16 protein-coding genes and 1 tRNA gene are annotated in these 19,804 nt (G+C 56.2%); 14 read left to right on the top strand and 3 right to left on the bottom strand.

All coding sequences use genetic code 11. The features are described 5' to 3' along the window. Nucleotides 1-244: 244 nt before the first annotated feature. Complete coding sequence (locus F6Y09_RS07895) at nucleotides 245-715, top strand: flavodoxin family protein (RefSeq protein WP_152206361.1); 471 nt, start codon at nucleotides 245-247, stop codon at nucleotides 713-715. A gap of 50 nt (nucleotides 716-765) precedes the next feature. On the opposite strand, the gene F6Y09_RS07900 is transcribed toward F6Y09_RS07895, so the two are convergent. Beyond that, nucleotides 766-1,050, bottom strand: coding sequence for a hypothetical protein (locus F6Y09_RS07900; RefSeq protein WP_152206362.1), 285 nt, complete (start codon nucleotides 1,048-1,050; stop codon nucleotides 766-768). 205 nt (nucleotides 1,051-1,255) lie between these two features. Between F6Y09_RS07900 and F6Y09_RS07905 the strand changes: the two genes are divergently transcribed. From F6Y09_RS07905 to F6Y09_RS07925, 5 genes are all read left to right on the top strand, one after another. After that, nucleotides 1,256-3,661, top strand: a complete 2,406-nt coding sequence (locus F6Y09_RS07905; RefSeq protein ID WP_152206363.1) for a Lon protease family protein — start codon at nucleotides 1,256-1,258, stop codon at nucleotides 3,659-3,661. Further along, complete coding sequence (locus F6Y09_RS07910) at nucleotides 3,630-4,490, top strand: M23 family metallopeptidase (protein ID WP_152206364.1); 861 nt, start codon at nucleotides 3,630-3,632, stop codon at nucleotides 4,488-4,490. The genes F6Y09_RS07905 and F6Y09_RS07910 overlap by 32 nt, the downstream gene beginning before the upstream one ends. Nucleotides 4,491-4,562: 72 nt before the next feature. Then, entirely contained in the window at nucleotides 4,563-5,189 is a 627-nt protein-coding gene (fixJ, locus tag F6Y09_RS07915; RefSeq protein WP_152206365.1) for a response regulator FixJ, read from the top strand. A gap of 45 nt (nucleotides 5,190-5,234) precedes the next feature. Further along, nucleotides 5,235-6,803 carry an ATP-binding response regulator gene (locus tag F6Y09_RS07920; protein WP_152206366.1) on the top strand — a complete coding sequence of 523 codons (1,569 nt, stop codon included), beginning with the start codon at nucleotides 5,235-5,237 and terminating at the stop codon, nucleotides 6,801-6,803. A gap of 138 nt (nucleotides 6,804-6,941) precedes the next feature. Further along, a tRNA-Asp gene (locus tag F6Y09_RS07925) sits at nucleotides 6,942-7,018 on the top strand. Between the two features lie 217 nt (nucleotides 7,019-7,235). Here the strand turns inward: F6Y09_RS07925 and F6Y09_RS07930 are convergent. Then, complete coding sequence (locus tag F6Y09_RS07930) at nucleotides 7,236-8,297, bottom strand: AraC family transcriptional regulator (RefSeq protein WP_179959372.1); 1,062 nt, start codon at nucleotides 8,295-8,297, stop codon at nucleotides 7,236-7,238. Nucleotides 8,298-8,420: 123 nt separating this feature from the next. Here F6Y09_RS07930 and F6Y09_RS07935 point away from each other — a divergent pair, with 123 nt between their 5' ends. Beyond that, nucleotides 8,421-10,502, top strand: coding sequence for an oxidoreductase (locus tag F6Y09_RS07935; RefSeq protein WP_152206368.1), 2,082 nt, complete (start codon nucleotides 8,421-8,423; stop codon nucleotides 10,500-10,502). 216 nt (nucleotides 10,503-10,718) lie between these two features. After that, on the top strand, nucleotides 10,719-11,993 hold the full coding sequence (locus F6Y09_RS07940) for an AAA family ATPase (RefSeq protein ID WP_152206369.1): 1,275 nt from the start codon (nucleotides 10,719-10,721) through the stop codon (nucleotides 11,991-11,993). Nucleotides 11,994-12,040: 47 nt separating this feature from the next. Here the strand turns inward: F6Y09_RS07940 and F6Y09_RS07945 are convergent, their stop codons facing one another. Then, complete coding sequence (locus F6Y09_RS07945; RefSeq protein WP_152206370.1) at nucleotides 12,041-12,979, bottom strand: DUF1853 family protein; 939 nt, start codon at nucleotides 12,977-12,979, stop codon at nucleotides 12,041-12,043. A gap of 102 nt (nucleotides 12,980-13,081) precedes the next feature. On the opposite strand from F6Y09_RS07945, the gene F6Y09_RS07950 reads away from it, so the two are divergent. The 6 genes from F6Y09_RS07950 (at nucleotide 13,082) to pepN (ending at nucleotide 19,786) form a co-directional block, all read left to right on the top strand. Continuing rightward, entirely contained in the window at nucleotides 13,082-13,966 is an 885-nt protein-coding gene (locus F6Y09_RS07950; RefSeq protein WP_152206371.1) for an NAD(+) kinase, read from the top strand. A 2-nt stretch (nucleotides 13,967-13,968) separates the two neighbouring features. Beyond that, nucleotides 13,969-14,979 carry a metallophosphoesterase gene (locus F6Y09_RS07955; RefSeq protein ID WP_152206372.1) on the top strand — a complete coding sequence of 337 codons (1,011 nt, stop codon included), beginning with the start codon at nucleotides 13,969-13,971 and terminating at the stop codon, nucleotides 14,977-14,979. A 79-nt stretch (nucleotides 14,980-15,058) separates the two neighbouring features. Then, the gene (locus tag F6Y09_RS07960; RefSeq protein ID WP_425481819.1) at nucleotides 15,059-15,859 is read left to right on the top strand and encodes a rhomboid family intramembrane serine protease; all 801 of its coding nucleotides are present in this window, start codon (nucleotides 15,059-15,061) and stop codon (nucleotides 15,857-15,859) included. Nucleotides 15,860-15,975: 116 nt separating this feature from the next. Then, complete coding sequence (locus F6Y09_RS07965; RefSeq protein ID WP_152206373.1) at nucleotides 15,976-16,236, top strand: YeaC family protein; 261 nt, start codon at nucleotides 15,976-15,978, stop codon at nucleotides 16,234-16,236. A 9-nt stretch (nucleotides 16,237-16,245) separates the two neighbouring features. Further along, nucleotides 16,246-17,091 (top strand): DUF2797 domain-containing protein, encoded by an 846-nt coding sequence (locus F6Y09_RS07970; RefSeq protein ID WP_152206374.1) that lies wholly within the window; start codon nucleotides 16,246-16,248, stop codon nucleotides 17,089-17,091. A 52-nt stretch (nucleotides 17,092-17,143) separates the two neighbouring features. After that, nucleotides 17,144-19,786 carry an aminopeptidase N gene (gene pepN, locus F6Y09_RS07975; protein ID WP_152206375.1) on the top strand — a complete coding sequence of 881 codons (2,643 nt, stop codon included), beginning with the start codon at nucleotides 17,144-17,146 and terminating at the stop codon, nucleotides 19,784-19,786. Nucleotides 19,787-19,804 lie beyond the last annotated feature (18 nt).

Genomic DNA, 19,804 nt, shown 5'->3' on the forward strand with positions numbered 1-19,804 from the left:
TTTTTAGTGATAAGCGTCTACCGCACATGTCTAGTCGAGCGGGGTGGGGGAGGTCTTTTCCGGACTGTTGGAGGCCATGGATGGCCGGAAACAAGCTTACAGGGACGTACTTGCAGCGTGTCCGGAAAAGACCTCCCCCACCCCGGCCAGGCACCTCATTAACAGTCTGCTCCGGCTGCAGACTAAAGTTGCTTGGCCTTCAGCTGCTAGACTGGCGGGAATACAGTAAGAAAGGCTTGTTCTCATGGATACTCGCAAGAAACTGCTCATCGTCGCCCATGCGCCTTCCCCGAACACCCTCAAGCTACGAGAAGCGGTTGAGCGGGGCGCAAACAATCCGGACATCGAGGCCGTGGAAGTGACTGTGCTGGCGCCGCTGGAAGCAGGTCCGGAGGACGTGCTCGCCTGCGATGCCATTATCCTCGGTACCACCGAAAATCTCGGTTATATGAGCGGGGCGTTAAAAGACTTCTTCGATCGCAGCTACTACCCCTGCCTGGAGAAAACCCAAGGCTTGCCTTTCACATTCTATATTCGGGCCGGACACGACGGCACTGGCACCCGCCGAGCCATCGAGTCGATTACCACAGGTTTGCGGTGGCGAACGGTGCAGGAGCCCTTGCTCTGCCGTGGTGAGTATCAGGATGACTTCGAAACCCAATGTGAAGAGCTCGGGCTTTATATGGCGGCCAGTCTCGATGCGGGCCTATTCTGACCAACGCGGCCTGAGTGGGCGTGAGCCTTGATAGCATGCGTGGGGCGCGATCAGGCCCTGGTGCTCACCAGCCGGCCCCGGCGATCTTCGAGAGGCGTTGCTTCGCCGGTCCGGGGATGGAGCAGACTCGGGCTGCGCCGGGTTCTTCGCTTGCGCCGATCAGCGCCGTCAAATTCTTCCTGGCGTCGCCGGCGATCAGGCTGGTACCGGCGGTCGCTGTCATGCTCGCGCGGCAGCGCCTTGATACCTTCGGCAACCGGCGTGCGCTGGGTATTGCCGGACTTGGGCTTGTCCAGTGACGTCAGAGGTACAGTGTGAGTTCGGAAAATATCCATAGGCGTTGTAAACCCTCGCGTTTCCGGCCGCTAACTTTCTGTCGGCCCGCTATCATCCAGTATAGCTAACGGCAGTTTACCGCAAAACTTGAGCCAACATGGCGACAGGGCGGGTGTCAGGTTCTACAATGGCCGGCTCGGGAAGCTCTTTTTCATTTCGTTCCCTTTATCTATTGCCATGTTCTCACCGTTACAGGACCGAACCTTGAAGTCACTGTCCCTGAATCAGCTTTACAAAGCCTGTGTTCTCAAAGATTTTCCGTTCAAGACCACCCGCCAGCTCGAACCCCTGGCAGAAATCGTTGGCCAGCACCGTGCCCAGGAAGCAGTGCGGTTTGCACTAGCCATGCCTCACGGTGGATATAATGTCTACGCGGTGGGTCGTAACGGCCTCGGCAAGAGCACCATGATGCTGCGTTATCTGGAACATCATGCCGACACCGAACATAAGAGTCATGACTGGTGCTATGTCGCCAATTTTGAAGAACCCCGCGTGCCGAAGATCCTGCGTTTGCCAGCGGGTATGGGACAGGCTCTGAAGCAGGACATTGACCGGCTGATGAGTCGTCTGATGAAGGTGATCCCTCAAACCTTCGACAGTGATAGTTTTCTTGAGCGTGCAGAGCAGCTCAAGAACGAATATGGCAAAAAGCAGGAAGACGAGCTTGAGAAGGTGGCGGCTCAGGCGCGACGGAAAAAAGTCAGCCTCACCGTAACTACTCCCGGTGGCTACCGGTTGGTTGCGATGAACGGTGATGAGCCGCACACCGTGGAAACCTTCAAAAAGCTGACCCAGGAACAACGGGACAAATTCGAAGAAATTATCGACAAGCTTGAAAAGAAACTCCGGCAGGCACTGAGAAAACTGGCTGAATGGGAACAGGAGTACGTCGATAAACAGCAGGCCTTAAACCAGGAAACGCTGGAAAGCATTGCCGGCCACCAGATTGATGAGCTGATTGCCAAATATCAGACCGAGCCAGAGGTGACGGCCCATCTTGATGCGGTCAGAAAAGACCTCGAAGACAGCCTGGAAATTTTCCTGGAAGACAACGAAGAGCAGGCAGCGATCGCCTATGCCTCGCTGGACAAGAAGATGCCTCGTCGTTACCAGATCAACCTGATGGTCAATCATAAAAACAAAGAGGTGCCGCTGGTAGTGGAGGACAATCCTAACTATCACAACCTTTTTGGTTACGTTGAAAATGTCACCTACAAGGGCACGGTGTTTACCGATTTCTCACTGATCCGCCCCGGCAGCCTGCACAAAGCCAACGGTGGCTACCTGCTGATGGATGCCAACAAGATGCTGGAGCAACCGTTTGTATGGGACGGACTGAAGCGCGCGCTGCGCTCCCATACTATCCAGATCAACTCCCTGGAGCGGGAACTCACGCTTTCCGGCACCATATCGCTGGAGCCTGAGCCGATTCCGCTGGACGTAAAACTGGTGCTGTTTGGTGACCGTGAAACCTGGATGTTGCTGCAGGAATACGACCCGGAGTTCGCCGAGCTCTTCCGGGTTACCGCTGATTTTGAAAACGAAATGATGCGCACCTCGGAGAGCCAGCTGCTGTACGCGAAGTTTATCGCCAGCCTGGTGATAGAAAAGAAGCTGCTCCATTGCCACCAGAAAGCGGTCGCGAGGGTGATCGAGCACAGTTCCCGCATGGCGGAGCATCAGGACCGGCTGTCCCTGCATGCGGCAGATATAGCCAACCTGCTCCGGGAGTCGGATTACTGGGCCCGCCAGGCTGGGGCAAGACTGATTCAGGCGACTCATGTGGAGCAGGCCCTGGCCAGCGCCCGTTACCGCAGTAGCCGGATTCGCGATCAGTTTTATGACTCGATTCGCGATGGCACCACGCTTGTGACTACTACCGGTGTTCGGGTGGGACAGGTTAATGCTTTGTCGGTGCTGTCTACTGGCGGCTTCGAGTTTGGTCTTTCCAACCGGATCACCGCCATTTGTTACTATGGCGACGGCGATGTCATCGATATCGAGCGAGACGTCAAGCTGGGCGGCAATATCCATTCCAAAGGTGTGATGATCCTGACTTCCTGGTTGTCATCCCATTTCGCTGCCACCGAGCCAATGCACCTGTCCGCAAGCCTGACCTTCGAGCAGAATTATGGCGAAGTTGATGGCGATAGTGCCTCGCTCGCAGAGCTCTGTGCGCTGGTATCGGCGTTGTCGGGCTTTGCGGTACGGCAGGATCTTGCGATCACCGGTTCAGTCAATCAGTTTGGTGAAGTGCAGCCTATTGGCGGCGCCAATGAAAAAATCGAAGGCTTCTTTGAAACCTGTCGTCTGACCGGCATGACCGGTACTCAGGGGGTTATTGTGCCGCATACCAATGTGCAGAACCTGATGCTTGAAAGTGAGCTGGTGGATGCGGTGCGCAACGGCCAGTTTGCAGTTTACAGTGTAAGTACTGCAGAAGAGGCCATTACATTGTTGTTGGGTCAACCGGCAGGCAAGATGGATGGCAACGGCCGCTACCCGAAGCAGAGTGTGTTCGGCGTGATTCAGCAGCGGTTGGACAAGATGCGCGAGCGCGAGCGGGAGGAGCATGGGCATGGCGATAATAAAGACCCTTCAATTCACTAGGCGTTCTGTGCTTGGGCTAATGGCCGGGCTGGCTATCAGTTGGCCGACCATGGCGCTGGAATTTGAGGGCAACCTGGTCCAGGGTGGCTTGTTGTTCGGTGATGCCGAGCCTGGCAGCCAGGTCTGGCTCAATGATCGGCCCGTTCGGGTCACCGGTGATGGCCGGTTTGTATTGGGTTTTGGCCGCGATGCCGAGCCGAACCAGCAGGTGCGGATTGCAGCGCCGGGCGGCAACGAGCAGGTACGTGAATTGACGCTTGCCCAGCGGGACTATGATATTCAGCGGGTCAACGGGGTGCCGTCCCGTACCGTGACGCCGTCGGAAGAACACCTCGCCCGGATTCGTCGTGAAGCGGCCAGGGTGCGGGACGTCCGGGCGACGGACTCAGATCTGAGGGGCTTCCTGCAGCCGTTTATCTGGCCCGCAGAGGGTCGTATCAGCGGTGTTTATGGTAGCCAGCGGGTTTACAACGGTGAGCCGCGTTCACCCCATTACGGCGTTGATATAGCCGCGCCCAAAGGCTCCCCGGTGATCGCACCAGCCGCCGGCATGGTTACAATGGCGGAACCGGATTTGTTCTATTCCGGCGGAACCCTCATTATTGATCACGGTTACGGCGTAAGCTCCACCTTTTTGCATCTGGATGGTTTTGAGGTTGAGCCGGGCCAGCGGATTGAGCAGGGTGATGTGATTGGACGGGTAGGCAGTACCGGCCGTTCAACCGGGCCCCACCTCGACTGGCGCATCAATTGGTATGGCGTGCGGGTGGACCCGACCACCGTTGCACCAGCCATTGTGTCGGGCCATACGCCCGGGTCTGACAAATAACTGCACCGAACAGACAGCCAACAATAACCATGGAACGCAAACAGCCATGGACTGCCAACAGAGAGGAAGCACATGAGCGACATTGATCAAACCGTCTATGTGGTGGAAGACGATGAAGCGGTAAGGGATTCACTGGAGCTGTTGCTGAAATCCGCCAAGAAATCCGTGAAGCCCTACAGCACCGCCAACGCCTTCCTGAGTGATTATTCCGAGAAAATGGCAGGCTGTATTGTTCTGGACATCCGTATGCCCGGTATGGACGGCATGGAGCTGCAGAAAAAGCTCAATGATCGCCACTCCATCCTGCCGATCATATTCGTGACAGGCCACGGTGATGTGCCGCTGGCGGTTGATGCCATGAAAGAGGGTGCCGTTGACTTTATCCAGAAGCCCTATCGCGAAGGCGCCCTGCTGGAAAAGATCGAATCTGCTCTGGAGCAGGACCGGGAACAGCGCAAAACCCTGGGTGAAGAGCAGGAAATCCTGCGCCGTGTAAAAACACTGACGCCCCGGGAAACCGAAATCATGGGCCGGATGATCGCAGGCCAGGCCAACAAGGTCATCGCCATAGAGCTTGAAATCAGCCAGCGCACAGTAGAAATCCACCGGTCCCGGGTGATGCACAAGATGGGCACTCATTCACTTGCCCATCTGGTCCGAATGATCTTGTCCGTAAAGGACCGTATCGACGCGAAGTGATTTGAGCGTCAAGATTCGGGTATCTTTCGAACCGGGCAAGGCTTTATGACTGAAAACGTTGACGGGGTGACAGAAGCGACAATACTTCTGGTGGATGATAATGCCCAGAATCTGAAGGTGCTCTATGAAACCCTGAAAGACCGGGGTTATCGCCTGTTGATCGCCAACGATGGCGAAAAAGCCATTTCCCTTGCCCGCCGCCACCAACCTGAAGTCATCCTTCTGGACATCATGATGCCGGAGATGGATGGCTACGAAGTCTGTCAGTATCTCAAAGCCCACCGCTCTACCGCCGACAGCGCCATCGTATTTCTGTCAGCGCTCGACGATGTTGATGCCAAGGTCAGGGGATTTTCCCTTGGTGGCGCCGATTATATCTCCAAGCCCTTTCAGGCCCAGGAAGTGATTGCCCGGGTAAAAACCCACGCCCAGGTGATCCGCCTGGAGCGTGAACTGCATGCCCGCAACCGACAGCTGGAGAGCGACCAGAGCCGCATTCTGAATGCGATCAGCGAGGGCATTTACGGTCTCGACGAGGTTGGTGACATTATTTTTGCCAACCCGGCGGCGGCTATGACCGCAGGCTGTACGGCGGAAGAACTGATCGGACGCAATTTTTTTGCGCTGCATTTCGGTGACAAGGATGTTCCCTGTCACACCATGGAGCAGTCGGGGCGCCCGGTGCAGGCGACATGCAGCCAGGGCATACCGGAGCACCAGCGTGCCATTGTCATGCGTCGGCTCGACGGCACCTGTTTCCCCGCCGAATACCGCTCAACACCGAAGCTTGACGGTGACCGGCTTCGCGGCGCGGTGGTGGTGTTTCGCGATATTACCGTCGAACTCGAGAACGAACAGGCCCTGGAGGAGGCTCGATCCGTGGTGCAGGCCCAGCGCGACCAGCTTGCCCATGCCTCACGGATGTCGACCATGGGGGAGATGGCTGCCGGTTTTGCCCACGAGGTAAACCAGCCATTAACAGCGATAACCAATTACGCTCGGGTGGCCCTGAGGCTGATCAGTGACGAGCCATTCGACAAAGACCTGTTGGAAGAAACCCTAGGCAAGATTGAAGCGCAGTCCCATCGCGCCAGTGAAGTCATTCGCCGCATCAGGCGGTTTGTGAAAAAGCCTGCCATTGGCAAGGAAGTTCTGTCGTTGTCTTCCCTGCTTGAGGAAACCCGGCAGTTTGCCGAAGTGGATGCCCGCAACAACGATGGCGGGGTCGAGGTGTTCGTGGCCGAGGATGTGCCAGACGTCATGGCGGATCCCGTTCAGGTGCAGCAGGTCGCACTGAATCTGATTCGCAATGCGTTGGAGTCGACTCGTAGTGCCGGCAGCCACGCCCCGGTAGAAGTCAGTGCCGAGCGCAGAGGCCCTGAGTGCGTCAGGATCACGGTCACGGACCATGGCAAGGGCGTGACCCGGGAAGACGAGCACAAGCTGTTTCAGCCGTTCTACACTACCAAGGAAGAGGGCATGGGCATCGGGCTTGCGTTGTGTCAGTCACTGATTCACGCCCAGGGCGGTGATATCGGCTACGAGCGCCCGGAACACAGCGGCGCGCGATTCTTCTTTACCCTCCCCGTCGTTACCCGACCTCAACCGGCCTGAATGTTTTACCGGGGATTGATAAGTTCTGCCCGTCATACAAACAATTTCATGATAATCGTTGACATCATCTCCCCCCTCTTTATAATGCGCCCTCGTTGTCACCCCGCAGTCTTACGAGTCTGTCAGACAACGCAGCGCGGAGCGGTAGTTCAGCTGGTTAGAATACCGGCCTGTCACGCCGGGGGTCGCGGGTTCGAGTCCCGTCCGCTCCGCCATTTTTTCCTTCCTGTTTGATGTCCTCGTCCTGGTTATTTGGTTACGTCTCGGTAACCGTCATTGTTTTGTCACCTTCGTTGTTTATTCTCGATCAAATCACCTTATCGGGAGCAAACCTATGTCTGACTATCAGGAAGATCTTGTCGAGTGTCAGTGGGAAGATTTTGATGACGATGAAGGGCTTTACGACGGTATAGACATGTAGTTTGCCTGCGCTCACCCGACGTCTGCCCTCAGGCGGGACACGAGTTGTTTCCTGTGCTCTCCGGGGCTCACTTTGAACCAGCGCTTATAGGCTTTTTGAAAGGCCGCGGGGTTGGAAAATCCCAGCAGCCAAGCTATTTCCGCCAGTGATAGCCGGGTCTCCCGGATATAATCCAGCGCCAACTCCCTTCGAGTGTCATCCACCAGTTGCCGGAAGCCTGTACCTTCGGAGGCTAGCTGCCGCTGCAGGGTCCAGGGCGCCACACCGAGCTCAGCCGCAACCCTGTCCAGTGTCATGGTGCCACCCTGCAGCAAGGGCGCGAGCTTTTCGGTAACCGAATCTTTTACACCCCAGCCCGAGCGCAGCTTACGCAGCAACCCCGCACATTCGTCGGTTAACTTTCGGTGCATGGCTGGCTGGGCACCGTCACAGGCCATTGCAGCCAGGCCCGGCGCCAGGTAGATGCTGTTGCTGCTGGCACCGAAGACCACGGGGCAGCCGAACCATTCTTCAAAGACGGCATCCAGGCCCTGAGAGGGGTATTCAATGGTTACCCGCGACAGCACAAAAGGTTGCCCGGTGGCACTTCGCAAGAATTGGGTCCAGGCGGCCAGTACTGAATCCACCACAAAATAATTGAAGATGTTGTAGGGGCGGATGGAGTAGAAATCGGCCTGACCGGTGGTTAAATCCAGCCTTGGGTGACCGCGGCTATTCCGACTGGTGAGCAGGGCATATTCAATCAGATTGGCCAGACCTTGCCCGGCGGTGGCGGCAGCCTGGGCCGCAAGCCCCGCGAGCCCCGCATCCACTGGCCGTGTCAGTTGGCCCATGGTTAACCCCAATGCTCGATTGCCGGTCAGAGCGATAGCGGCCTGACCCAGGCGCATAAACCTGGGGATGCTGATTCTTGCGTCCGGGGCGGCCAGGCGCTCGGGGTCGAGGTTGAATTGCCGGTACAGGTCGGTGTGGTCAGCGCCTTCGTATTGAATAGCGCGGGCCATAACCGAGACGTAAAGTACGCTGATATCACCCAGGGTATTGCGAGACGGGATTAGCTTCGGATTGTCCATATTGTCTGACAAGTTATTTGAAGAATATAAAATGTTATTTCAGGATATTGAGCGTCGCAAGATGGAAGACTAACTTAGAGCGACGTTTTAATACAGAACCAGTGAATCCTGAGGAGAGCCATGATGACCGACACAACAGCCACTGAGGCCACGCCCGGCCTCACGCATTACCCCAACCTGCTTGAGCCTCTGGATCTGGGTTTCACCAAATTGCGTAACCGCACGCTGATGGGCTCCATGCACACCGGTCTGGAGGAAGCCAAAGACGGCTTTAACCGACTGGCGGTTTTCTACGCGGAGAGGGCTCGTGGTGGCGCAGGGCTCATTGTGACCGGTGGTATTGGTCCGAATGAGGAAGGCGCGGTGTTCCAGCATGCGGCCAAAATGAGCACGGAGGAAGAGTCCGACAAGCACAAGGTCATCACCGAGGCTGTGCATGAGGCCGACGGCAAGATCTGTATGCAGATACTGCACGCCGGACGTTACGCTTATCATCCGGCCCTGGTGGCGCCTTCGGCGATCCAGGCTCCGATCAATCCTTTTACGCCGAATGAGCTTGATGAGGCGGGTATCGAGAGGCAGATACAGGCCTATGAGGATTGCGCCGCACTGGCCCAGCGGGCGGGTTATGACGGCGTTGAGGTGATGGGGTCTGAGGGCTATTTCATCAACCAGTTCATTGTTGCTCACACCAATCATAGAACGGACGCCTGGGGTGGCAGTTACGAAAACCGTATTCGCCTGCCCATCGAGATTGTGCGCCGTGTACGGGAGCGCGTAGGCTCCGACTTCATCATCATTTACCGGCTGTCGATGCTGGATCTGATCGAAGAGGGCAGTACCTGGGATGAAGTCGTCGTGCTGGCCAAAGCGATCGAGAAAGCCGGCGCCACTATCATCAACACCGGTATTGGCTGGCATGAGGCCCGGGTGCCCACCATCGCCACATCAGTGCCCCGTGGCGCCTTCTCCAAGGTGACAGCGCGACTGAAGGACGAAGTCAGCATCCCGCTGGTCACTACCAATCGGATCAACATGCCCGAAGTGGCGGAGAAAATCCTCGCCGAAGGGGATGCGGACATGGTTTCCATGGCACGGCCTTTCCTGGCAGATGCGGACCTGGTCAATAAGGCTGCGGCTAACAGGTCGAACGAAATCAACACCTGCATCGGGTGCAATCAGGCCTGCCTTGACCATACGTTTAGCGGAAAACTGACCTCTTGCCTGGTGAACCCGCGCGCCTGTCACGAAACCGAACTCAGCTATGTCAAAACGACCTCGCCGAAGTCCTTTGCGGTGGTCGGCGCGGGCCCTGCCGGCCTGGCGTTCGCATCGGTCGCCGCTGAGCGCGGTCATCGGGTGACCCTGTTCGATGCCGGGTCGGAAATTGGTGGGCAGTTCAATATCGCCAAACAGATCCCCGGTAAGGAAGAGTTTTACGAAACCCTGCGCTATTACCGGACCATGCTGGATAAACACGGCGTGGATGTCCGTCTCAATGCCCGGGTAGGTGTGGAAGAACTCAAGGCAAGTGGTTTTGATGAAGTGATACTGGCCACAGGTGTCGCACCCCGGACCCCGGACATCGAAGGTATCGAGCATCCCAAGGTGATGGGTTACCTGGATGCGATTCTCGGGCGCAAGCCAGTCGGGCAGCGGGTGGCGGTCATCGGTGCCGGGGGCATCGGGTTCGATGTATCCGAGTTTATTGTGCACAAAGGCAAATCACCGGCCCTGGACACCGGCCACTTCATGCGGGAATGGGGAGTTGATCTCACCGTGGAGCATCGGGGTGGCATCAAGGGCATGGAGCCCGAACTGCCGGAACCCGCACGTGACGTTTATCTGTTGCAGCGTAAAACCTCCAAGGTAGGTAAGGACCTGGGTAAAACGACGGGCTGGATTCACCGAACGTCGCTCAAGCATCGCCAGGTGAAAATGGTTCCGGGTGTGACCTATCGACGCATTGATGATGAAGGCCTGCACGTGACGATTACCCCTAAAGGGGCTGAGCATGGTGAAGATAAAGTTCTGCCGGTGGATAGCATCATCATCTGCGCGGGTCAGGAGCCGTTACGCGAACTCCAGCAGGGTCTGGAGGCTGCGGGGTTGCCGGTTCATCTGATTGGCGGGGCGGATGTGGCCGCAGAACTGGATGCAAAGCGAGCCATCAATCAGGGCAGTCGCCTGGCTGCAGAGCTTTAAGTTAAAAAGCACAGCCTGGTTAAAGGTGCCGGAGCCAGCCCGCTTGGGTTGGCTTTTTCGTATCTGACTCGCCGTGCTCACAAATCTTTTCAGTTTTCATCCTGTCTGTTGAGAGGACTATGGCTACAATAGAGCCAGCAGAGGCCCGATGTCCGGAATGCTTCGGCATTCACGGTCATGTGCTCCGAGTGTGGATTAGCAGAGCGGGAGTCATCGATGTTTTCGGTCGATCAGTCAACTGACGGTTATTCGGCAGTCTTTCTTATGGAAGGGGCCCAGGTGGCACGCCAGATGCGCGCCTCTGAATTCGGGGCGTTTCTGGATGGCTATGTGGGCCTGTCGGACCTTGCAGACACGGACGTACGGGCTGTGTATGTACTTATGGGTAAAGACTTGCTGATCCGCTCACTGGTGTTTTTTCGCATCTATTTTGATGAAGAGGGCCGGGCAGACAGCCACTGGAACATCCCGGTTGAAAAGCTTGCCTTGAAGGGCGCGAAAGGCCCGGATCTCGGAGCTGGCCCGATACGCCTGATCTGCCGCAGCCAGTGTCCCCCATCGGCGTCCTCGGATGAACTCTGGGACCCGGACATGACACCGGGCGGCAACCATTTTCAGGCGGTCAGGAAAGCGACAGCGGCCAATGCGCTGAAATTTCCGAAGCAGGTCGATACGGTGGAAGTGGAGGAAAATATCCCCATTCTCCGCTCCGAACTCATCAAGCCGGCTACTGCATCGGAGGACCCGGAAGCCGGATTGCAGCGCACCCGCCTGGCGAGAATGATCCGGGAACAGCGCCTGCGAATCAAAACCCTTCAAAGTGTCCATCGGGATGCGATGACGGATTTGCAGCGGGAAAACCGTCTGGAAATTCAGCAGTTACGCAATGAAATGGCAGACCTGCAGCAGCAGTACGAACGCAAGCTGCTTACCAACGAGCAGCTCAAAGAACGTCTTGCTGACCGCAACGAGCAGTACCTGTCAATCCAGGAAAAGTTGGGCGAGGAGTCAAATTCCCGCAGTCAGGACAGCCAGACCAGCCATGCCGAGGCGGTTATCCTGCGCGAGCAGCTTGAGCGCAAGCAGCATGAGCTGGAATTGCGCAACGACAAGATCGCTCTGCTGGAGCAGGAAAACCACGACCTGCGTCATCGCGAACCGCCCGATGAGTCCCTGATGAAGCAGCTTAATGAACAGAGCGTGTTTCTGGTGGCCTACCATGCCGGCGTTGGCCATATCACGCTGCCATACGGCGACATTGAGCGATACTTTGAAAATCCGGTAGCCTACGCCGCCCAGAAATGCGGCCTTAATGAGCCCGCCTACCGGGAATGGTTCATCCATTATGAAAAGCCCGTCTGCCTGCACAAACTAAAAAACAACAAGCCGTGCGGTCAGCCCCTGTTACGGGTGAGCCAGCCTTCCGAGTTTGTACCCGGCCAGGATGATCACTGTGACGAGCATCAGGTAACCGCTGCACAAACGGTTTGAGGTTTTAAGTTAAAGGTTTGAAATACGGGGTTAAAGGAACCCTGTAGTCACGTCGTGGGCGGAGTGGGCCAAGTCTCCGGCACCACAAAATAACGTCCGGCTTCCTGGTATCCCTGTCCGTCCGGCCTGGCTTCAAGCTTTGCAAACAGGCGTGGCCGGTTGGTTTCAATAACGGCGTCAAGTGCCGCTTTGGTGAGGTCAGCGTTCGGGGCATGGCTGGCTTGATAGGACCCCAGCCAGTGAGGTTTTTGCAGGTGAGTCCAGGCTGAAAAATCAACTCGCCGCAAGTCGCTGTGACGAATCCAGTATCCGCGCTCATGGTGGGCGTGAGTCCAGCCCGGGGCACTCGCCCGGGGACCAAATGCCGGGTAAAACAGGTTGCCCGGCAACGCCATCGCCGGGGTAATCGGGCTTTCGAGCTCATGGGTCCCCAGCATTACCCGGGTTTCCGCACGTTCTGTCATTCGGCATTGGTGGTCGATCATGCGCCGGGTTTTGAGGTCCAGGCGGTCATGGGCATTAGGTCCGAACCAGATCGTTTCACTGCCATCCACATAACCGAGATAAAACTTCACTGCGACCTCAATATGCGCTAATTGCCCGCTTGAAGGGTTTCGCACGACAAAGTCCAGTTCGCCCAGGGTACGACCGCTGCTGTCTCTGACAGGTGTATTGCGTAACAACACCGGCCAATCCAGAATAGAGGCCAGCGCGTAGTGGTAGAGGCGCTCGAAATAGTGGCCCAAGCGACGTGATGTGCCGTTTTCGAGGTGCACAAGCAAGGGTTCAGGATTGCGATCAAGTGTTAGAAGACGTTCCATGGTGTCTTCGGGCAAGTAGTCGGCTATGCAAAACGCCGGACCGCAATTCACCAGCGACGGCGCACAGCATAGCCACGCCAGATGCCGGACTGCTGGCGTTTGCCAATAGCGTCGACGCTGGAAATCTGGAGTTTTGTCTTGTCCGGATGCATTGTGCAAAAACATTCATCGCGCCTTGTTCTTCGAACGATCTTTTTCAGAAGTACCCCATTGTTCGTTAAGATGTGAGCATAACGTACATCAAAGTCTTAATTTACAGGAATTTCCATGGATCAATTCAGGAATATTGGCGTGATTGGCCGAATGGGCAGCGTGAAGGTTGTCGAAACCTTACGCCAGCTGAAGCACTATCTGGTCAACGAGAACTACCACGTCATCCTGGAATCCGATACCGCGGCCATGATGCCAGGCCATGGCTTGCAAGTTGCCAGCAAGAAAATACTGGGTGAAATCTGTGATCTGGTGATTGTGGTTGGCGGTGACGGTAGTTTGCTGGGGGCGGCCCGGGAGTTGGCGAAATCCAAGATACCTCTGTTGGGCGTTAATCGTGGTCGCCTCGGGTTTCTGACTGACGTCTCGCCCAACGATATGGAAGAGCGCCTGGGCAAGGTGCTGCAGGGTGAATATATTGAAGAACATCGGTTCCTGCTCGACGCCTATGTGGAACGTAATGGCCAGCCTCTCGGATTCGGCTCCGCACTGAACGATGTGGTGTTGCATCCCGGCAAGTCGACCCGGATGATCGGCTTTGATCTCTACGTGGACGGCCACTTCGTTTACAGTCAGCGGTCTGACGGGCTGATTGTTTCAACACCGACGGGGTCGACGGCGTATTCGCTGTCTGCTGGCGGGCCGATTATGCACCCCAAGCTGGACGCCATCGTCCTGGTGCCCATGTTTCCCCATACCCTGAGCAGTCGTCCCATCGTGGTAGATGGCAAGAGCGAAATAAAACTCGTTATCGGGGAAACCAATGAAACTTACCCCCAGATAAGCTTCGACGCGCAGACCGATATTTCCTGCGCGCCCGGTGACATCATCCGCATCAGCAAAAAGCCGTTCAAGATTCGTCTGATTCATCCGACGGATCACAATTTTTACGCTACCTGCCGTGAAAAACTTGGCTGGGCCAGCGAAATAGCAGCGAGCTAACGATGGTTGTTCATAACTCAGCTTCCCGTGGTTTCGACATAATTGGCGACATACATGGCTGCGCTAATACGCTTGCGCGACTGCTCGACCAGATGGGATACCGTAAAGTTAACGGTATTTACCAGCACGCTCAGCGTCAGGCCGTGTTTATCGGAGACATCATTGACCGTGGCCCGCGGATCCGCGAGGCTCTGCATTTGGTGCGGGACATGGTAGACCACGGATTCGCCCAGATCGTCATGGGTAACCATGAATACAACGCGCTCGGGTATTGCACCCGTGCACGACCGGGCAGCGGTCGCAAATGGCTGCGTGAGCATAACACCAGGCATGACCGGCTGATCAAGGAAACCCTCGACCAGTTCGAGCACTATCCCCATGAGTGGAACGAGTTCCTGGAGTGGTTCTACACCATTCCGCTGTTTCTGGAAGAACAGGATTTCCGTGCCGTACACGCCTGCTGGGACAGAAACCTGATCGAGAAATTCAAGCAGATTCAGGGCGGCAATTGTATTGATGAAGACTTCCTGCATGCCTCGTCTGCCATCGAGTCTTTTGCTGGTCAGGTAATGGACAATCTCCTCAGAGGCACCGACTTGCGATTGCCCGAGGGGCTGTCGATTACGGGTAGCGACGGTTATACCCGTGAGTTCTTCCGCACCCGGTTCTGGGCCAACAACCCTCAGACCTATGCGGATGTGGTGTTTCAGCCGGACCCGTTACCCGCAGAAATCGCCCAGCGCCCATTGAGTTCCGAGGAGAAGAAACAGTTGCTCAGTTACCCCGAGTCGGAGCCACCGGTGTTTGTGGGCCATTACTGGATGGAAGGTGAGCCGGCGCCATTGAAATCCAATGTGGCCTGCATTGATTTCAGCGCCGTAAAATATGGCAAGTTGGTGGCGTACCGCATGGACGGCGAGCAAGTGCTGTCAAAAGACAAATTTGTTTCGGTGGATGTGGAGCGGCCGGAGCAGGCTGGCACCCGTCAGTCGGAAGACAGCGTGGCGAGGTAATCGGGTGTATCGGGTAAAACAGATCGAGACCAGTATAGATTTATCTGGCTTCAGCTTGTGGCTAAAACAGAATCACATCGTGCACCGGATCACAGAAGAAGGCGGGCAGCAGGTACTCTGGCTGGAGGATTCTGACGAGGCCGAGCCTGTTCTGGCCGCACTGGACCAGTTTATCGCCCAGCCGGAACTGAGGGCGGAGGTAAACGCTGCCAGCCGCTCACCCGTCCACGTAGGGGGTCGCTGGCAACCGTCACCCAAGCACGCGCCGCTGGTTCTGTCGGCCATCGTGTTGGCTGCGATTACAGCGTGGGCAACCGGACTTGGCCAAAGCGAGCTCACAGCGTGGCTGATGTTTGTGGACCCCAGAGAATATGGCTGGGGTAGCTTCGATCTGCGGCTTACAGCTTTTCTGGACACCCTGGCGTCCGGGCAGATCTGGCGCCTGGTAAGCCCGGACTTCCTGCATTTCAGCTGGCCCCATGTGATTTTCAACTCGGTTATGCTGTGGTTTCTGGGCAGTCAGGTTGAGTGGTTTGATGGAAAAGGGCGGCTGATAGCGCTTTTTCTGGTGGCGAGCCTGGTATCAAACGGTCTTCAGTATCTGGTTTCAGGGCCGCTGTTTGGTGGACTGTCAGGTGTCGTATACGGGGTGCTGGCCTATTGTTGGCTTAGCCAGCAGCGAGCGCCGAGATTCCAGTTCCCGCCAGCATTAGTGATATTTGCAGTGGTGTGGATGTTGATCGGTTTCACACCCTTGCCGGAGTGGTTGGGCATGGGCCGGATGGCTAACGAGGCTCACCTTGGCGGTTTTCTGGCCGGTCTGTTGATGGCGGTAACGATGCCCCTGTCAAAAAAAACCCCGCCAGAAGGCGGGGTATAAAAAGAGCATAAAGCTCCTGATGAGAGAAACCAAATGCAAACGACCTTTGCGACTTGGTTTAATAATGATAATCGTTATCATTTAGTTCTGTCAACCTCTTGTGGAGAAGAATTTTGATGACTTATGAAGAATTGATAGAGCGCCTGGACCCGGCTGTTTACCAGAGCCTGAAAAAGGCGATTGAGCTGGGTAAGTGGCCGGATGGCCGAATTATTTCGCCCGAGCAGCGCGCTATTTGCATGGAGGCGGTGCTGCACTATGAAAGCTTGCATAACATTCCTGAGCATGACCGCGTAGGGTATATCGATCGGAAAAAAGCCGACGGCGACGCCTGTGGCCCGGATGATGGCACTTCGCCCATTCGTATTCTGAATTGAGGTATTGGTTTGACTGCTGTGATTGACGTTTCCGGTCGCTTGACCAAAATGCCGGCCGAAGCCGGACTGCCGGTAATCTATAACCTCAAGGTCGGTGACACCAGGCTGCCACTTAACGAGTTGATCGGGCGACCGATACAGATCGATTTTGAGGGTACGATCCGGTGTATTCACTGTGACAGAAGCACCAACAAGAGTTTCAGTCAGGGCTACTGTTATCCCTGCTTCCGGAAACTGGCTGCCTGTGACACCTGTATAATGAGCCCCGAAAAATGTCACTATCATCTGGGCACCTGCCGCGAGCCCGAATGGGGTGAAACTCATTGCATGGTTGATCACGTGGTGTACCTCGCGAACTCCTCCGGCCTGAAAGTCGGCATTACCCGGGGAACCCAGGTGCCAACGCGCTGGATTGATCAGGGGGCGGTATCCGCCATTCCGATGTTGCATGTGGCGACCCGTCAACTCGCGGGACTGGTGGAGGTGGTTTGCAAACAGCATGTAGCTGATCGCACCAACTGGCGTGCAATGCTCAAAGGGGATGTGCCGGAGGTACACCTGGCAGAGGAACGCGCTGCATTGTTGGCAAGGATTCAACCCGAGCTGGCGGAGTTTCGAAAAGAACACGGTGACCAGGCGCTGCGGGAAGCAACGGGCGAGGCTCTGGATCTGAGTTACCCGGTGGAGGTCTGGCCGGAGAAGATTAAAACCCATAATCTGGACAAGACACCGACTGTCAAGGGTGTTTTGCAGGGGATCAAGGGCCAGTATCTGATGCTGGACACGGGTGTTATCAACATCCGAAAATACACGGCGTATCATATTCGTATGCAGGTTTTTCCCCGCGCGGAATAACTCTGCCCCAAATTTTCGGTGCGTTATATCTGCACCCTATCGGAGACACTTCATGCGTACCCAAGAGCATCGCACCATTTATCTCAACGAATACCGGGTTCCGATGTTTCTCGTGGACCATGTTGATCTCCGGTTTGAGCTGTTCGAGGAGGGCGCCAGAGTCCACAGCACGATGAAAATCCGGCGTAATCCTGATTCAGAAGACCGTGAGGCCAGGCTGGAGCTGGATGGTGATAGCCTGACGTTGGAAACTATTTCACTCAATGGCCAGACTCTTGCCAGCGGGGATTATGAGGATAAAGGCGACAAGCTGATTGTGCGTGAGGTGTCGGATGAATTCAGCCTGACCATCGTCACCTGGATCGAGCCCCAGAATAATACCCGGCTTGAGGGTTTGTACAAGTCCTCCGGGATGTTCTGCACCCAGTGTGAGGCCCAGGGCTTTCGCTGCATCACATTCTTTCCCGATCGTCCCGACGTGATGGCCCGTTTCAGCACCCGCATCGAGGCCGATAAAGCCCTCTATCCGATCCTGCTGTCCAACGGCAATGATGTCGAGCGTGGCGAGCTGGACGATGGCCGGCATTTTGTCACCTGGGAGGACCCGTTCCCCAAGCCCAGCTACCTGTTTGCACTGGTCGCCGGGGACCTGGTTGAAAAGAAAGACCGCTTTACCACCATGTCCGCGCGCGAAATCGACCTGCGCATGTACGTGGAGCCGCGCAACAGCGAAAAATGCGAGCACGCGCTGGATTCCCTGAAGCGCGCCATGCGCTGGGACGAAGAGGTATATGGGCGGGAGTATGATCTTGATATCTTCATGATTGTCGCTGTCGATGACTTCAATATGGGTGCCATGGAGAACAAGGGATTAAATATTTTCAACTCCTCCTGCGTGCTTGCCAGTTCCGATACCGCGACTGATGCTGCCTACCAGCGCATTGAGGCGATCGTCGCCCATGAGTATTTTCACAACTGGTCGGGTAACCGGGTTACCTGTCGCGACTGGTTCCAGCTCAGCCTCAAGGAAGGGTTCACGGTGTTCCGGGATTCCCAGTTTTCATCGGATATGGGATCGGCTACGGTCAAGCGAATCGAAGACGCCACCTTGCTGCGCACCGCCCAATTCGCGGAAGATGCCGGGCCCATGGCGCACCCGGTGCGGCCAGCGTCGTATATGGAGATTACCAATTTCTACACCCTGACCATTTATGAAAAGGGCTGTGAAGTCGTTGGCATGATCCACACGTTGCTCGGTCCCGAACTGTTCCGTAAGGGCAGTGATCTATATTTCGAACGCCACGATGGCCAGGCGGTTACCACCGATGATTTCGTCAAGGCCATGGAAGATGCCAGCGGGCGTGATCTGACTCAGTTCCGCCTCTGGTATGAGCAAGCCGGCACCCCGGTGATCTCCGTTGAGGATGAGTACGATGCCGAGCGTAAAGTCTATCGGCTGAACATTCGTCAGCACATTCCCGATACCCCGGGGCAACGCAACAAGAAGCCCCAGCATATTCCTTTTGCCGTGGGCCTGCTGAATGAGCGCGGTGAAGACCAGCCCCTGAAGCTGGACGCGTCTGAAAACGAGGCGCCAACTGAACGCGTGCTGGAGCTCACCGAGGCTGAGCACACCTTCGAATTCCATGACATTGAAGCGCGGCCAGTGCCGTCCTTGCTCAGGAACTTCTCCGCACCGGTCCGGGTTCGTTATGCCTGGACCCGGGAGCAGTTGATGTTCCAGATGAATTACGATTCCGACGGCTTCAATCGCTGGGATGCCGGCCAGCGTCTGGCGATTGATGTGATCCAGTCGTTAGTACATCAGCCCAGCGAAACGCCGATTGAACCGCGGCTGGTTGCAGCCTATGGCCACCTGCTGACCGATTCAAGCCTGGATCAGGCAATGGTTGCAAAAATGCTTCAGCTGCCCAGCGAGGCATATCTGCTTGAGCTTAATGACGCCGCTGATGTGCAGGGCATCTGTGAGGCCCGTACCCGAGTGTTGAATCATCTCGCACTGAACCTGCGAGAAGAGCTGGTCGCCTGCTACCATCGCAATGGGGATTCTGGCCCCTATCAGCCGACTCCGGAAGCTATGACCCGGCGGACTCTGCGCAATTCGGCGCTCGGATGGTTGTTGCAGATTAACGACGAGGAAGGCCGGGTGCTGGCTTTGAAACAGTTCCGGGAAGCCGGCAATATGACGGATCAGTCCGCCGCACTCCGGGCGCTGGTGAATTCTGATTTTGAAGATGACAGGGCCCGGGCGTTGGCGGACTTTTATCAGCAGTGGCAGCACGACCCCCAGGTGGTCGAGCAGTGGTTCTCCGTGCAGGCCAGCAGCCCGAAAGCAGGTGGTCTGGATGCCGTAAAGGCACTGCTGGAACACAAGGCATTCGACTGGAAAAACCCGAACAAGATCCGGGCCGTGGTTGGCGTATTTGCGGGGCAGAACCTCATCAACTTCCACGCCAGGGATGCGTCAGGCTACAACTTCCTTGCCCGTCATATTGTTCGTCTTGATGACAGCAATCCGCAAATCGCCGCCCGTCTCGTAGCGCCGTTGACTCGCTGGCGGCAGTACGCAGAGACCTATCGGCACGGTATGAAAGCGGCACTGGAATCGGTGCGAGACAAAGCCAGTCTGTCGCCGGACGTATACGAGGTCGTGCACAAGAGCCTCGCCGACTGAATTTTTGAATGGCCCTTA

The sequence above is a fragment of the Marinobacter changyiensis genome, assembly GCF_009193265.1.
Lineage (GTDB): Bacteria > Pseudomonadota > Gammaproteobacteria > Pseudomonadales > Oleiphilaceae > Marinobacter > Marinobacter changyiensis.